The 13522-nt window shown below is 64.5% G+C and carries 13 protein-coding genes; 11 read left to right on the top strand and 2 right to left on the bottom strand.

Features of this window, described 5'->3' with window-relative positions; genetic code table 11:
• Positions 1-131: 131 nt before the first annotated feature.
• A complete protein-coding gene (locus RCO38_RS21210) occupies positions 132-1121 on the bottom strand; it encodes a hypothetical protein (protein ID WP_056277459.1) in 990 nt (329 codons plus the stop codon).
• Positions 1121-2452 carry a Rieske 2Fe-2S domain-containing protein gene (locus tag RCO38_RS21205; RefSeq protein WP_308330429.1) on the bottom strand — a complete coding sequence of 444 codons (1332 nt, stop codon included), beginning with the start codon at positions 2450-2452 and terminating at the stop codon, positions 1121-1123. The genes RCO38_RS21210 and RCO38_RS21205 overlap by 1 nt, the downstream gene beginning before the upstream one ends.
• Here RCO38_RS21205 and RCO38_RS21200 point away from each other — a divergent pair.
• The 11 genes from RCO38_RS21200 to RCO38_RS21150 all read left to right on the top strand — a co-directional run bounded on the left by RCO38_RS21200 (position 2397) and on the right by RCO38_RS21150 (position 13242).
• Complete coding sequence (locus tag RCO38_RS21200) at positions 2397-2849, top strand: DUF2798 domain-containing protein (protein WP_308330428.1); 453 nt, start codon at positions 2397-2399, stop codon at positions 2847-2849. The two genes, RCO38_RS21205 and RCO38_RS21200, sit on opposite strands and share 56 nt — an antisense overlap.
• 254 nt (positions 2850-3103) lie before the next feature.
• A complete protein-coding gene (locus RCO38_RS21195; RefSeq protein ID WP_308330427.1) occupies positions 3104-4036 on the top strand; it encodes a LysR family transcriptional regulator in 933 nt (310 codons plus the stop codon).
• On the top strand, positions 4033-4302 hold the full coding sequence (locus RCO38_RS21190) for an EexN family lipoprotein (protein ID WP_056277470.1): 270 nt from the start codon (positions 4033-4035) through the stop codon (positions 4300-4302). The genes RCO38_RS21195 and RCO38_RS21190 overlap by 4 nt, the downstream gene beginning before the upstream one ends.
• Positions 4303-4546: 244 nt before the next feature.
• Positions 4547-6568 carry a conjugal transfer protein TraG gene (locus RCO38_RS21185; RefSeq protein ID WP_308330426.1) on the top strand — a complete coding sequence of 674 codons (2022 nt, stop codon included), beginning with the start codon at positions 4547-4549 and terminating at the stop codon, positions 6566-6568.
• Positions 6565-7059: a CopG family transcriptional regulator gene (locus RCO38_RS21180; RefSeq protein WP_304835688.1), complete on the top strand. Its 495-nt coding sequence runs from the start codon at positions 6565-6567 to the stop codon at positions 7057-7059. Before RCO38_RS21185 ends, RCO38_RS21180 begins: the two co-directional genes overlap by 4 nt.
• The gene (gene trbB / locus RCO38_RS21175; RefSeq protein ID WP_308330425.1) at positions 7056-8099 is read left to right on the top strand and encodes a P-type conjugative transfer ATPase TrbB; all 1044 of its coding nucleotides are present in this window, start codon (positions 7056-7058) and stop codon (positions 8097-8099) included. Before RCO38_RS21180 ends, trbB begins: the two co-directional genes overlap by 4 nt.
• Positions 8096-8500: a TrbC/VirB2 family protein gene (locus tag RCO38_RS21170; RefSeq protein WP_308330424.1), complete on the top strand. Its 405-nt coding sequence runs from the start codon at positions 8096-8098 to the stop codon at positions 8498-8500. Before trbB ends, RCO38_RS21170 begins: the two co-directional genes overlap by 4 nt.
• The gene (locus RCO38_RS21165) at positions 8497-8781 is read left to right on the top strand and encodes a VirB3 family type IV secretion system protein (protein ID WP_308330423.1); all 285 of its coding nucleotides are present in this window, start codon (positions 8497-8499) and stop codon (positions 8779-8781) included. Before RCO38_RS21170 ends, RCO38_RS21165 begins: the two co-directional genes overlap by 4 nt.
• 10 nt (positions 8782-8791) lie before the next feature.
• The gene (gene trbE, locus RCO38_RS21160; protein ID WP_308330422.1) at positions 8792-11239 is read left to right on the top strand and encodes a conjugal transfer protein TrbE; all 2448 of its coding nucleotides are present in this window, start codon (positions 8792-8794) and stop codon (positions 11237-11239) included.
• Complete coding sequence (gene trbJ, locus RCO38_RS21155; protein WP_308330421.1) at positions 11236-12009, top strand: P-type conjugative transfer protein TrbJ; 774 nt, start codon at positions 11236-11238, stop codon at positions 12007-12009. The genes trbE and trbJ overlap by 4 nt, the downstream gene beginning before the upstream one ends.
• Positions 12010-12192: 183 nt before the next feature.
• A complete protein-coding gene (locus tag RCO38_RS21150; protein ID WP_308330420.1) occupies positions 12193-13242 on the top strand; it encodes an IS110 family transposase in 1050 nt (349 codons plus the stop codon).
• The last annotated feature ends 280 nt before the right edge of the window (positions 13243-13522 follow it).

Genomic DNA, 13522 nt, shown 5'->3' with positions numbered 1-13522 from the left:
GTCTCCACGATCCTCCAATCGTGGGGACGATGCCCGCTTCTCAACTCACATTCAAGATGGGTTGACCGGACGGATACGACTGAAGCGCAGTAGGTCACCAATCTTCGGTTGCTTGCATGGGCAAGAGCGCCTCAGATGCTGTAACTCTCGTAGGTAGACGGGTGAAAGAGCTCATCCAAACCCACTTTTCTGCACGACAAGCCTTGCGCATGGTGGTGATGCAAGAACGCTTCAATCGTCTTTCGATTGGGCTCCACCCCGTATGACCAGAAGTCGTTTCCAAGCGTTTCACGTGCCGCCTTGAGCTGTTCTTCCACAAACGGCAGCGTTACCTTGGTGGCAGAGGTATCCGCCAGGAGCTCCAAGGCCTTCGCCTTGGATTCACCAAAGGCCTTGAAAACGGCTGCCGGCAACCAGCGGTTCTGCTCTGCGAGCTCTTTGCGAATGCCCACCACGTGCATGATGGGAAAGATGCCTGTCCGCCGGTAGTAGTCCTTTGCCACCGTAGTCGGATCATCGAACAGCCAAGCCACATTTGGGTTACTCAACGCCGCTCCGCTGGGTGGTCGTGGTGCGATGAAAGCATCGATCTCACCTTTGTCGAGCAGGTCGGAGATGGTATGCCCTGCCGGAGCGGCCTCAATGGTCACGCCCGGAGGAAGATCCAGTTTGATCTTCTCCGGACGTCCGGGCGTGTCGATTCCGCCTCTGACCCAGGTCACGTCCTCGGGATTCACGCCATAGTCGTCCTGCAAGATCGACCGTGCCCAAACCACCGCAGTCAGTTGATACTCCGGCACGCCAATACGGCAGCCCTTGAGGTCTTCAGGCTTTTTGATGCGGTCCTTCCGAACATAGATAGAGGTATGCCGGAAGGCGCGTGACAGAAAAACCGGCACGGCGATATAAGGGCTCTCGCCTTTGGCGTGCTTGACCAGGTAGCTTGAAAAGGAGAGCTCGGTAATGTCGAAATCCCGGCTCCGCATGGCCCGAAAAAACATCTCCTCGGGATTCAGCAACATGTACACCGGGTCGCATCCATCGATCTGGACACGCCCGTCGTACAGAGCACGGTTTCGGTCGTAGTCGCCCATGGCGACCGATATGTGCAGCTTTGACATCAAGCGTTCGCCCCCTCTGTCACCACGTAGGAGCGATCCATCTCTGGACTGTCCTGACCTTCAAGCCATACGTAGCTCACTTCATGGGTACGCCAGTCGACTGTCTTGGGAATGACGCCCTGGAACGAACACACTTCTTTCGGGATGCGCTTCTCTCCGGTTCCGATGGCCTCGCCTGTCGCCTGGAAAGCTTGAACAGCGTCCACCATCTGTTTGCGAAACTCGACGATGGCCATGTCGCTGGCACCCAGCCGGTCGTGGCTTCGATCGGCGATTTTCCCCATGGTGATCCACATGGCCATATCCTGATTCGGAATGCCGGAGATGCCCGTGAAGTTTCCGCTCTTCATCGCCTGACGGTCTTGCCAGAAGCGATTCTCGTAGTTGCGCAGCGGACGGTATTGCTCATCCAGGTCCACCCCCACGGTCTGGCCCAGGAACTTGCGCCAGGTCGCCGTCTCCGGGGTCTGCGACGGATGACCCCAACCAATGAAGTAGAAGCAGGTATTGGTGTCATCCACCGGCACATTCACGTTCGCCACGTTGTACAAGTTGTTGGGCGGGATCAGCACCGTCCATGGCGCAACGAAAACCGTCGTACGCACATAGTCGTGCGTCTGCGCGTTGAAGATCGGCCGTCGCACCGCAGCGTAACGGAATCCGAAGCTGGCGCGCTGCACTTGCATCCGCGGCGCTTTGTCGGTCGAGGGGCGCAACCAGTTTTTGTCCGTGGCTTTGGCACCATCGACACGCGCAGGGACCATGTCCGAGCTGTGCAGACTCGAGCTGTGGGCAGAGTCAATCGCACCTTCAAGGATCTGAGCCCAGTTCACAGGAATGATCACCTTGGCAACGCTCACACGCGTGTCCGCCGTGGGCGCCCAACGGGGAGGCTCGAACTCCGGCATGGTCTCAGCCGGCCCCATGTAGGCCCAGACGAAACCACCCCACTCCTTGGTCGGATAGGCCTTGTGCTTGACCTTCTCCAGCATGCCACTGGCCTCGGGCTCGGAAGACATTTCCGTTACGTTGCCGCTCACATCCATCTTCCATCCGTGATAGAGACAGCGAAGACCACCCTCTTCGTTGCGGCCAAACACGAGCGATGCCCTGCGGTGAGGACAGTATTCATCCATCACACCAACTTCGCCGTCCGTGTTTCGGAAAACCACGAGATCTTCTCCGAGGATGCGGGCTTTGACGGGCGTCCCATCTGGCTCGGAGACCTCTTCGATTAGACAGATAGGAACCCAATGCCGGCGCATCAGTTGCCCCATGGGTGCACCGTTTTCAACACGGCACAGCAGATCGTTTTCTTCATGCGTAATCATGGAAATCTCCTGTAAGGATGGGAAAGTGCAAGGAGGCACTGCGTTGAAGTATACTTCGATATCTAAGTATTTTTTCAAGGGTTATCCCTTACCACTGCCTCTGCCAGTCTCTTTGTCTCAGCAACCACCTAGGGCGAAGGCCCTCTACAGCATGAGAAAGCTTCCATACAAATTTAGTTCTCTCGCGTTTGCGTTCTACATGGCAACCATCATTGCCTTCATGATGTGTCTGCTCCTAACGGCCATCAACACCGGAGTTGACACCCAGTTCATTCAACGGGTACTGAGTACCTACGTAATCGCCATGCCAGTGGCCTTCGCATGCGTCGTCTTGGTACGTCCGCTGGTCCTCTATCTCGTCTCAAAGACCGTGGCCACGAACGCAGGTGACACATGAAATGACTTCGGCATCATCTGAGCACTGTCCAATTCAGACGCGGTCACGATCAGAAAGGACAGCCATCAACCGTGATGACTGCGCATTCAGTCCCGTTGTAGTGCGCTCAGCTTGGCCCAAGGACGCCAAGAACGCGAACTTCCGCGAGGCTGCTGCGTACTCAAACCAGACGTGTTTGATGTAGTCCTCTGGTGGGCCACATCACTGTCGGAGCAACAGGCATTTGAGAAAAATGAAAACATTCAGGGAAATCCATGGAACTGAGGCACCTTCGGTGCTTCTTGGCGGTCGCTCAGGAACTGCATTTCGCCAGAGCCGCCGAGAAGCTTCACATTGAGCAATCGCCACTTTCGAGAGCGATCAAGGAACTGGAAGGAGAGCTGGGGGTCCGCCTCTTCGACCGCAACACGCGCAGCACGCGTCTGACCCGTGCGGGTCAGGTCTTCATGGATCACGTGCCGCGCGTGTTCGTAGCGCTGACCCAGGCGCGCGACAGTGTTCGGGCCGTGTCGGCCGGGTATCAAGGGCAGCTACGCATCGCCTTGTCCGAAGGCATCTCGCAGGCCCGCTTCACAGCATTGCTATCGTGTTGCCGTGAGGAAGAACCAGATACGGAGATCCGGCTTTACGAGGTTCCGCTGTCACAGCAGATCAGAGGCCTCGAAGCCGACTTGTACGACGCCGGGTTCTCCCACTCATCGGAAGTTGGTGAAACACTCCTTGCCATACCAGTGTGGAACGATCCGATGGTCGTGGCCGTGCCATCGCGCCACCCGCTGTTGGCTCACAAGACGCTGCCTCTGGATGAAGTGCTGCGCTATCCGCTGGTGCTTTGCGACCCCGAGGTGTGCGAGGGCTGCAGCCGCCAGATGGCACGCGTGCTGCGCGCAACGGATCGCGAACCCATCGTAGCCGAGAAGGTCACCAGCCAAGAGCTGATGGTGACCCTGGTAGCAGCAGGCTACGGTCTGGGCTTCTCGACCGAGGCTCATGTTTCGACCTGCAGCCATCCGGAGATCGTCACAAGGCCGCTGGCTGGCCGCACACCGATGTTGACCACCTACCTGATCCACCGCATCGGCACCCCGTCTGAGACCTTGCGACGTTTCGTGGAAAGAGCCCGTGTCGCTGCGCCCGGTCGGGCGACTGACGACGCGTTGGACAGATTGCCAGGGAGTAGCACATGAGAAAGCTTCAAAACTTGACCGCAACCTTGGTGGTCGCCGCCGCAGCTTTGCTGCTGTCGGCCTGCGGCAAGCCGCAGCCCACCGATTCGCTGGAATCGTTGATGGCCGATCCAGAACGGTTGAAGCTGCTGCGAGAGCAGTGCAAGACCGAGCGCACCAAGCTGGGCGACGAACTTTGCGACCGCGTGGCCGAGGCCACGAAACGGCGATTTTTCGGGGACGGCAAGGTGCCGTACAACCCACCTAAGGAATCGCCCAAGTTCTGAACTTGCGCTCGTCGCCACACTCGGTGACGCGTATTTCGTGCATAGGCGCTGTACTACTTGCAGCGCGGCAAGGGGCCCTGACACGCGGCGGCACGCTGCCACTTGCATTCTTGCAGGCCGAGCTGCGAGCCTGTCGATTTCGGACTTTGACCCACCGATAGCCAGCCTTGATCCTCATGCGTGCGACACAGCTTCGTGCCGCGCGAACGGCCCCGTATGGCGGGCCACTGGATCGGAGGTCAAGGTGCAGGCTCAAGGCGCAAGCCACCAGGGGGTTCTCTACGGTCAAATCGCGGCGGTGCTGGGCGTCGTCGTGATCGGCGTGTGGGGTGCGACCCAGTGGACCGCTGCGGCGCTGGGCCATCAGGCACGCCTGGGCACTCCGTGGTTCGAGGTCTTCGGCTCGCCGGTCTACCACCCCTGGCGTCTGTTCGAATGGTGGTTCTTCTTCGACGCCTACGCACCCGATGTCTTCGACGTGGGCGGCGCGATAGCAGGCGGCAGCGGCCTGGCCTCAGTGGGCGTAGCGGTGGGCATGTCGGTCTGGCGCTCGCGGCAGTCGCGACTGGTCACCACCTACGGAACTGCCCGCTGGGCAACAGTCGATGACGTTCGGCGTGCCGGGCTGAACCGCCCGTCCGGCGTGTTGCTTGGACAACATGGCTGGCAGTACCTGCGCCATGACGGGCCGGAGCACGTACTCGCGTTTGCGCCCACACGTTCGGGCAAGGGTGTCGGCCTGGTGGTGCCCACGCTGCTGTCCTGGCCCGGCTCGGCCGTGATCCACGACATCAAGGGCGAGAACTGGCAGTTGACGGCCGGCTGGCGCTCACGTTTCTCGCACTGCCTGCTGTTCAACCCGACGGACGCCCGGTCGGCCGCCTACAACCCGCTGCTGGAAGTGCGGCGTGGTGTGCACGAGGTGCGCGACGTGCAGAACATCGCCGACATCCTGGTGGACCCGGAAGGCGCACTGGAGCGCCGCAATCATTGGGAGAAGACTTCGCACGCGCTGCTGGTCGGCGCCATCCTGCACGTACTCTATGCGGGCGAGGACAAGACGCTGCGTGGTGTGGCCAATTTCCTGTCCGATCCGGCCTGCCCTTTCGAGGTGACGCTGCACCGGATGATGAGCACGCCGCATCTGGCGGGCGAGCAAGTAGGGCGCCCGCACCCCGTCGTCGCCTCGGCCGCCCGCGAGGTGCTCAACAAGAGCGAGAACGAGCGCTCGGGCGTGTTGTCTACGGCCATGAGCTTCCTGGGCCTGTACCGCGACCCAACGGTGGCGGAAGTCACCTCGCGCTGCGACTGGCGCATCGCCGACCTAATCTCGACCGCTCACCCGGTGTCACTGTACCTGGTGGTTCCACCCTCGGACATCAGCCGCACCAAGCCGTTGATCCGGTTGATCCTGAATCAGGTGGGACGGCGGCTGACCGAGTCTCTGGACGGATCGGACGGCATCGTGCGACGACACAAGCTGTTGCTGATGCTCGACGAGTTCCCGGCGCTGGGCCGGCTGGACTTCTTCGAGACCGCGCTGGCCTTCATGGCGGGGTACGGCATCCGCAGCTTTTTGATTGCGCAGAGCCTGAACCAGATTGACAAGGCCTACGGCCAGAACCACTCGATCCTGGACAACTGCCACGTGCGGGTGACCTTCGCCACCAACGACGAACGCACCGCCAAGCGCATTTCCGAGACGCTGGGCACGGCCACCGAACTGCGCGCCCAGCGCAACTACGCCGGCCACCGGCTGGCACCCTGGCTGGGTCACCTGATGGTCTCGCGCCAGGAGACGGCGCGCCCGCTGCTTACCCCCGGTGAAGTGATGCAGTTGCCGCCCGACGAAGCGGTGGTGATGGTTTCTAGCATGCCGCCGGTCAAGGCACGCAAGCTGCGCTACTACGCCGACGCCAACTTCCGCCGCCGCGTATTGCCTCCACCCGTGTTGACGGCGGGGTCCTACCCCGATACGCCACCGCTGCGGGCGGACGACTGGCGCGGACTGGCGGTACCGATGGCGACGACTGCACCAAGACCCGCGTTCATGGCCGGCATGGCCGCCGATGCAGGCGGTCCCCGCCTGCAGCCGGAGCTGATTGAAGTGGCCACGCCGCAACCCGAACTCGGCGCGTTGACCAATGACCTGGCGCTGCTCGATGACGACGACTCGCCCCTGCCCCTCCCCCACCAGTTCGACCCGGCCCTGCAGCGCACCGCACGTCTGGCCGCCCTCGACCCAGACGACGGGATCACGCTATGAGCCAATACCGCCTGAACCTGTTCATTCCACCCGAACATGCGCGCCGCCTAGAAGAAGTGGCGGCCAAGAAAGGCGTGTCCAAGTCATCCATCGTCGCGGCGGCGCTGGCCTCCTGGCTGTCGCCGGACTCGGGCGATCAGCGGGAGGCTGCCATCGCCAAGCGGCTGGGCCGGCTGTCGCGCCAGTTCGAGCGACTGGAACGCGACCAGAACATCGAGATCGAGACCCTGGCTCTGTTCATCCGCTACTACCTGACGGTGAGCACACCAGTACCGGAAGGCCACCAGGATGCGGCCCGCGCACAGGGCAAGGCGCGATTCGAACAGTTCGTCGAACAACTGGGCCGCCACCTGCTGCGCGGTCGCAGCCTGGTGCGCGACGTGATTGAGGAGCTGCATCCGCAGGAGCAAGGCCTGAACCGGCAACTGGACGAGGCCGCAGAGATGGGCCGCGTGAATCCGCCGCCTCCCGAGGAAGGCCCAACCCCATGACGACCCCGCCACCCAGCCCCGAAAAGACCACGCTCGATCGCCGTGTCCGCATGCTGCGCACGGCCATGGGGCCGGTGATCGCGGCCGCGCTCGAAGACCCGGACGTGGTGGAGGTGCTGCTCAACCCCGATGGCACGCTCTGGATCGACCGGCTCTCCAACGGGCGTGCACCGACGGGCATCACGCTGTCGGCGGCCGATGGTGAACGCATCATTCGCCTGGTGGCGGCCCACGTGGGTGCCGAGGTCCACCGGGGCCAGCCGCTGCTCACCGCCGAGCTGCCCGAGACAGGCGAACGCTTCGAAGGTGTGCTGCCGCCTGCCGCACCGGGGCCGGCCTTCGCGCTGCGCAAGCGGGCCGTGGGTGTGATCCCCCTGGACCGCTACGTGGCCGACGGGATGATGAGCGCCGAGCAGGCGGACTTCCTGCGTCAGGCCGTGCACGAGCGGAAGAACATCCTGATCGCGGGTGGCACCAGCACGGGCAAGACCACGCTGGCCAATGCGCTGCTGGCCGAGATCGCCGCCACCGGCGACCGGGTGCTGGTGCTCGAAGACACGATTGAGCTGCAGTGCGCCGCGCGCGACCACGTGCCGCTGCGCACACGCGCGGGTGCCGTCTCGATGACCGAGCTGGTGCGCGCCACGATGCGGCTGCGGCCCGACCGCGTGGTGGTGGGCGAGGTACGCGGTGGCGAAGCGCTGGATCTGGTCAAGGTCTGGGGCACCGGCCACCCTGGCGGCATCGCCACCATTCATGCCGGCTCCGCGCTCGGAGCGTTGCTGCGGGTGGAGCAGCTGATTCTGGAGGTCGCGGTGAACCCACCGCGCGCCCTGATCGCCGAGGCGATCAACGTGGTGGTCTACATCGCCGGTCGCGGACGCAAGCGCCGCATTGAGACGATTGCCCACGTCACCGGACACGACAGCACCGGCTACCACCTGGTGTCGGTCAACGAGCCATTGCCTGAACTGCCAACGCCCTCCCCACCCTCAGCGGCGGACACCCTTTCATCAACCCCACCCGGAGATCTTTCATGACCCCTTCGACTGCCCTGCGCTCCTTTGCGCGACCGTTCACCCGCCTGCTGGTGTCCTCGTGGGTCGCCAGCCTGCACCGCTTGAACCGGCTGATGCAACCCGCCCGCCAGGGGCTGCTCACCGCCTCCATCATGCTGAGCCTGGCCGGCACGGCCAAGGCGGCCGGCTCCAGCATGCCCTGGGAAGGGCCGCTGCAGTCCATCCTGGATTCGATCCAGGGTCCGGTGGCCCGCATCGTGGCCGTGATCATCATCATTGCCACCGGCCTGGCCCTGGCCTTCGGTGACACGTCGGGCGGCTTTCGGAAGCTGATTCAGATCGTCTTCGGTCTGTCGATCGCCTTCGCGGCTTCGTCTTTCTTCCTGAGCTTCTTCAGCTTCTCGGGTGGGGCCCTGGTATGAGCGGCGGTGCCGAGCAAGCCACTTCCCTGGCCAGCGGCTTCGAGATTCCGCTGCACCGCTCGCTGACCGAGCCCATCCTGATGGGCGGCGCGCCGCGCACGGTGGCCATCGCCAACGGGACGCTGGCCGCCGCCGTGGGCCTGGGGCTGCAGCTGTGGATTCCGGGTGCCGTGCTGTGGATCGTGGGGCATTCGCTGGCGGTCTGGGGCGCGCGGGCCGATCCGCAGTTCATGGCGGTGTTTGCCCGGCACCTGAAGCACAAGCCGTTGCTGGATGTGTGAGGACGACGCCATGCTCAACCTCTCCGAGTACCGGCAACGCCCCGCCCTGCTGGCCGACTGGCTGCCCTGGGCCGGACTGGTGGCGCCCGGCGTAGTGCTGAACAAGGACGGCTCATTCCAGCGCACCGCGCGCTTCCGGGGCCCTGACCTGGACAGCGCCACGCAGGGCGAACTGGTGGCCACCACCGCACGCCTGAACAACGCACTGCGCCGCCTGGGCTCGGGCTGGGCGCTGTACGTGGACGCCGAGCGCCGACCGGCGGCCGACTACCCGCATTCGTCCTTTCCAGAAGCCCTGTCGTGGCTGGTGGATGAAGAACGGCGCGCAGCCTTCGAGGAATCGGCCAGTCACTTCGAGAGCCGCTACCACTTCACGCTGCAGTACCTGCCACCCGAAGAGTCCCGCGCGCGGGCCGCCAGCCTGCTCTACGAAAACCGCTCCAGCACCGGGGTGGACTGGCGGGAACGGCTGGCCGCCTTCATCGCCGAGACCGACCGCGTGTTCGACCTGCTCGACGGCGTGATGCCGGAGATCGCCTGGCTACAGGACGCTGAAACGCTGAGCTACCTGCACACCACGGTGTCGCCACGCACTTACCCCGTGGCCGTGCCCGAGGTGCCCTTCCACCTGGATGCGCTGCTGGTCGATGCGCCCCTGCTGGGCGGTCTGGCGCCCATGCTGGGTGACGCGCATCTGCGGGTGACTACGGTGCGTGGGTTTCCGACGTCCACCTGGCCCGGTGTGCTGGACGACCTGAACCGGCTCGGTTTCGGTTACCGCTGGTCCACGCGCTTCCTGTGCATGGACAAGGCCGAAGCCGAGAAGGAGCTGGGCCGCCTGCGCCGGCAGTGGTTTGCCAAGCGCAAGAACGTGCTGGCCCTGTTGCGCGAGACGATATTCCAGCAGGAGTCGCCGCTGGTGGACACCGACGCCGGCAACAAGGCCGCCGACGCGGACGCGGCCCTGCAGGAGCTGGGCAGCGACCAGGTGGCCTTTGGCTACGTGACCGCCACGGTCACGGTGCTCGATGCCGACGCGACCGCTGCCGACGAGAAGCTGCGCATGGCCGAGCGCGTGATCCAGGGGCGTGGCTTCGTCACCATCCCGGAGACGCTGAACGCCGTGGAGGCCTGGCTGTCGTCGATCCCGGGCAATGCCTACGCCAACGTGCGCCAGCCCATCGTCTCGACACTGAACCTGGCGCACCTGATGCCGGTGTCGGCGGTGTGGGCCGGACCGGAGCGCAACCGGCACCTGGACGGTCCGCCGCTGGTTGTGACCCGCACCGAAGGCTCCACGCCGTTCCGGCTGGTGACCCACGTCGGTGACGTGGGCCATACCCTGGTGGTGGGACCAACCGGCATGGGCAAGTCGGTGCTGCTGGCCTTGCTGGCCCTGCAGTTCCGGCGCTATCCCGGCTCGCGCATCTTTGCATTCGACATGGGCCGTTCCATGCGGGCCACGGTGCTGGGCCTGGGCGGCGAGCACTACGACCTGGGCAGCGATGGCGACATCGCCTTCCAGCCGCTGGCGGGCATAGACCAGGAGGGCTACCGCAGCTGGGCCGCCGAGTGGGTCGAAGGCCGGCTGGTGCACGAGGGCGTGGCCGTCGGGCCGGACGAGAAGGCCGCGATCTGGTCGGCACTGGGCAGTCTGGCGGGCGCGCCGCGCGAGCAGCGCACGCTCACCGGTCTGTCGGTGCTGCTGCAGTCCAACGCGTTGCGCCAGGCGCTCGCCCCCTACGTGCTGGGCGGCGCGCACGGCAAACTGCTGGATGCTGACATCGACCGGCTGGGCACGGCAGACGTGCAGTGCTTCGAGATGGAAGAGCTGATGGGCAGCCGCGCCGCGGTGATGGCCGTGCTGGGTTACCTGTTCGCACGCTTCGAGGCGCGCTTCGACGGGGCACCCACCCTGCTGTTGCTGGACGAGTCCTGGCTGTTCCTGGACGACCCGGTGTTCGCGGCGCGCATCCGCCAGTGGCTCAAGACGCTGCGCAAGAAAAACGTGTCGGTGCTGTTCGCCACGCAAAGCCTGGCCGACATCCAGGGTTCAAGCATTGCTCCGGCCATCGTGGAGAGCTGCGCGAGCCGCATCTTCCTGCCCAACCCGCAAGCCACCGAACCACAGGTGCGCTCGATCTACGAGGCCTTTGGCCTGAACCGCCGCCAGATCGAGATCGTGGCCACCGCCGTGCCCAAGCGCGACTACTACTACCAGTCGAGGCTGGGCAACCGCCTGTTCGACCTAGACCTCGGACCTGTGGCCCTGGCCTTCGCCGGGGCCTCCACACCGCAGGACCAGCGTCTGATCGACGAGGTGCTGGCTTCGCACCCGCCCGAGGGCTTCGCCCCTGCCTGGCTGCACCGCCGTGGCCTGGACTGGGCGGCCGATCTCTTTCACCAACACACCCACCACCAACCCGGGCATGCCCGACCTTCAGGAGAAACGCCATGAGCTTTCAGTTCCCCACCCGGGCCCTCAAGACCCGCCTGACGGCGCTGGCCACCGCCGCCGCGCTGACGCTGGGCGTCATGCAGCCCGCGCACGCACTCTTCGGCGTGGGCGACATCGTGCTGGACCCGGTCAACCTGGTGCAGAACACCATGACCGCCGCGCGCACGTTGGAGCAGATCAACAACCAGATCCGCCAGTTGCAGAATGAGGCGCAGATGCTGATCAACCAGGCACGCAATCTGGCGAGCCTGCCGTTCAACGTGGTCAACCGCCTGCGCTCGACGCTGGACACGACGCGGCAACTGATCGCCCAGGCCCAAGGCCTGGCCTACCAGGTGTCGAACCTCGATGCCGAGTTCGCCCGCCTCTACCCCGAGCAGTACGCCGCCACCGTGAGCGGCAACCAGATGTTCCAGGACGCGCGCCAGCGCTGGAAGAACACGCTCACCGGCCTGCAGACCGCCATGCAGATGCAGGCCCAGGTGTCGCAGAACCTGAGCCTGGACGAAGGCGTGCTGGCCGACCTGGTCAGCCAGAGCCAGTCGGCCACCGGCGCGCTGCAGGCCATGCAGGCCACCAACCAGTTGCTGGCCCTGCAGGCCAAGCAGTCCATCCAGTCGCAGCAACTGATGCTGACGCAGGACCGTGCCGCCTCGCTGGAACTGGCCCGGCAGGCTGCGGCCATCGAGCGTGGTCGCGAGGTGACGCGCCGCTTCATCGGCAGCGGCACGGGCTACACGCCGCAGGGCGTGAGCTTCTACGGCCACTGAACCACCAGGAGATGGTATGGACACCTCCCACCCGCTGAACTGGCGCCCAGGCGGCGCGAGAGCTGAAGACAAATTCCGCTGACCAAGGAGAAGAGTTCGTTGGCGGGGTGGGGCCTCGCGTCGAACGGCATCGAGTGCCAAAGTGGAGTTGCATTGATCAACTCCTCGAATCGGAGGCCCCAAATGGATAGTACGACTTACGGCTTGGACATTGCAAAGAACGTCATGCAACTGCACTGGGTTGATGCTGAGACAGGCGAGATCGGCCGCAAGAAGCTGGCGCGAGCCAAGCTGGCCGAGTACTTCGCGAAGTTGCGGCCGGCGCGGGTGGTGATGGAGGCTTGCGGCAGCGCGCACCACTGGGCGCGCGTGCTGGGCAAGCTGGGCCACGAGGTCGAACTACTGCCGGCGGCGCAGGTGCGGCCGTTCGTGCGCAGCAACAAGGACGACGCGGCCGACGCGCGAGCGATCTGGCTGGCCGCGCAGCACAGGGACATCCGGCGCGTGCCGCAAAAGAGCACCGAGCAGCAAGCCGTGCTGGCGCTGCACCGCACGCGCTCGCACTGGATCAGCGTGCGCACGGCCACGATGAATGCCTTGCGCGGGCTGCTGTACGAATTCGGCGTGGTGCTGCGCGGCGGCCGCAAGGCCGGGCTGAAGGCGCTGAGCGAGCAGCGCGCGCAGATCGATGAGCAACTGCCGCAGGTCATGCGCGCCCTGGTGGATGGGCAGCTGCAGACGCTGAGCCAGGTGCAGCAGCGCATTGATCAGTTGGAGCATGAGATCGCGGCGGTGCAAAAGCAGTTGAGCAAGGCCAGAGAGCTGCGCCAGGTGCCGGGCATCGGCGTGCTGGGCTCAACAGCGCTGGCGGCCACGCTGGGCGATGGCCGGGCCTGGCGCAGCGGGCGCGAGTTCTCCGCCAGCCTGGGCCTGGTGCCCGCCCACAGCGGCACGGGCGGCAAGGTGCACACGGGGCACATCTCCAAGCGAGGGGACTCCTACCTGCGCACGCTGCTGATCCACGGGGCGCGCTCGGTGATCGAGCATGCCAAGGACAAGCCCAAGTGGCTGCAGCAGATGCTGGCGCGCCGGCCACCGAACGTGGTGGTGGTGGCGCTGGCCAACAAGATGGCGCGCACGGCCTGGGCCTTGGTGGCCCACGGACGTGCTTACCAACGGGACTGGCAAAGCGCCAAGCCCGGGTGCAGCACCGCGCAAGCGGCTGCCGCGTAGATCAACCCCAACAATAGGAGTGGATGCCGCAAAGAGTGCGCGAGTCGAGTTGACGAAGTGATGGCAAAGCGGTCGGACCGCGGGTCGGGTAGAGCTGTATGGCTGGCAGGGCAAGCGTCAAGCGAAGCCCGCCGCAGGAGATGAGCACCGACCCCGCGAATGACCATCAAGGCCAGCGGCGGGCTTCGGTCCGATCTGCATCAACAGGCCGGATATAAGACCGCAGTCGTATCCGCCGAGTCAGAACTTCAAAAACTCACTTGCCACACGGGAGGTGTCC

The sequence above is a fragment of the Hydrogenophaga pseudoflava genome (assembly GCF_031020795.1).
Lineage (GTDB): Bacteria > Pseudomonadota > Gammaproteobacteria > Burkholderiales > Burkholderiaceae_C > Hydrogenophaga > Hydrogenophaga pseudoflava_A.
The sequence above is the reverse complement of the archived record's forward strand: the minus strand, read 5'-3'. Positions and strand labels throughout refer to the sequence as shown.